This window comes from Fulvivirga aurantia (assembly GCF_009711475.1).
Taxonomy (GTDB): Bacteria; Bacteroidota; Bacteroidia; order Cytophagales; family Cyclobacteriaceae; genus Fulvivirga; species Fulvivirga aurantia.
The window spans coordinates 1-1,905 of sequence record NZ_SMMD01000351.1 but is presented as its reverse complement, the minus strand read 5'-3'; the positions used below and the strand labels follow the sequence as shown (position 1 = coordinate 1,905).

The following is a 1,905-nucleotide window of genomic DNA, read 5'->3' as shown; positions in this document are numbered from 1 at the left end:
ATCACCACCATCCCATGCGTTTTGGTAATTATCTGAGCTAAATATTTCATTACCCCATCGATTATTAATTACCAGCACAGCTCCTTCACTAGGTAGGTTCCTTACTACAAATAAATCGTTTGCACCATCTCCATTAGGTGTAAATATGTTAGGCACTCTTATTTCTGTATTTAAATCTACCCTGGCCACTAATGGCACCACACAGCCAAGTGTATCTATCACCTCTACGAGATATCTACCTGCTGGTACATTTTGGTAGAAAGCCTCCAACTCAAACTCATTATTTTGAGTAACCGGCTCATACTCTGTCATAAAAGACTGACCCTGGATAGAAGCTGAATCTAGCTCCACTCTCGTCTGATACGGTGCTAACCCTCCTGAGAAGTTTATCACCTTAAAGCTACCTGTTGGTCTGTCTGGTAGTGACTCTGTACTTTCAGCAATTACTGCTGTGAGATCACCAGGGATTACCAATGATTCAGGATGTTGGTAAGCTAGCTCAGTACCAAGACATGCCGGCTGGTCATCTTGTACCAATTCAAGCTCATATTCAGCAATTAAATTAAGGAATGCCCTATTTTTAATTAACCTTTCACTTCCATTGGCACTTAGATTGAATGAGATACTGTCGACTACATCACCAAACTTTTCTCTTACTCTTAGCACGTATTCTACATTATTGTCTCCTGTGATATTGGTCAATAACAGTTCTTTATTATCGATTTCACTAATACAACCAAACTCGTAGTCAAATGAGACAGCTGAAGGACCATCTGCTATAGTTACTTCTCTTCTGTTTGGACACGTAGCACCAGTTGAAACTACTGTTACATAGTAAGTACCCTTGGTTAAATCATTGAATGGAATACTATCATTACCGTCTGATGTTATATTAAAAAATTCAGACGGATCATCAACAGCGCTTGTACTTATTCCAACTTGAAATGATCCCACAGAGTTAATTATAACGCTAATTCTTCCATTGCTTGCAGTACCGTTATCGCAATCTGGGTCTTTGACATTAGTATCAAAATCTACTAAACCTGGGAAAGGTACGATAATAGTAAAATCTCTTTCACATCCACCTACTCCGTCATCAATAACTGTTAAGATATGATCTCCACCAGCCAATGTACCAAAAGTATTATCGGTTGGTAGATCATCGAAGAAAGCCCCATCTAATCTATAAGAATAGGTTCCAGAGCCACCGGTTACAGCATCTACTATAATTGAGCCATCGTTGTTGTCACATGATGCCTCTGTAGTTGATGTATCAATATCCAACTCATCATTCCCATTATTGATTACAACAGTAACTGCAGCATTACAAGGGTCAGAAGAGTTTCTTCTTACGCTTATTACTTGCTCAAAGCTTGGAGCAGGTCCTGCTGGGATACCTGTAATTTGAGTCCCAGCTATAAATGTATTCCATATCGTTCCATCTAGAGACCACTCAAGTGTATTACCTGTTTCCCCGTCTACATCAATCGTTACTGCACCAGAAGCATTACCAAAACATTCTGGCTCTACTACGTTAGAAGCAATCGGTGTACCTACAGTTCCTGATTGATCGACAGTTACTGTACCAGTTTTTATACAACTTGGATCACCATACTGAACAGTAAAGTTGTACACTCCAATAGGTAAATTACTAAATACAGAGTCATTGACATTCGTTCTTGAAACAGGACCATCAATATCTATAATTACTCCAGTATTATTTACAGAAGGTATAAACGGATTAATTCGGAAAATCACCTCACCATCAGAGTTGGTACAAGTAGCTGGAGTAATGTTTCCATCAGGGAATGAGATTGCAACTGTAGCACATTCACCTGTTCCTCCACCACCACATGATGGGTCTGAAGGATCCAAAATATCTACTGTCAGTATCTCTGTGGCGTC

1 protein-coding gene is annotated in these 1,905 nt (G+C 39.5%); it reads right to left on the bottom strand.

All coding sequences use genetic code 11. The features are described from left to right. Positions 1-1,905, bottom strand: a 1,905-nt coding sequence (locus E1176_RS01740) for a T9SS type B sorting domain-containing protein (RefSeq protein WP_155208854.1), incomplete at both ends; no start/stop codon positions are given.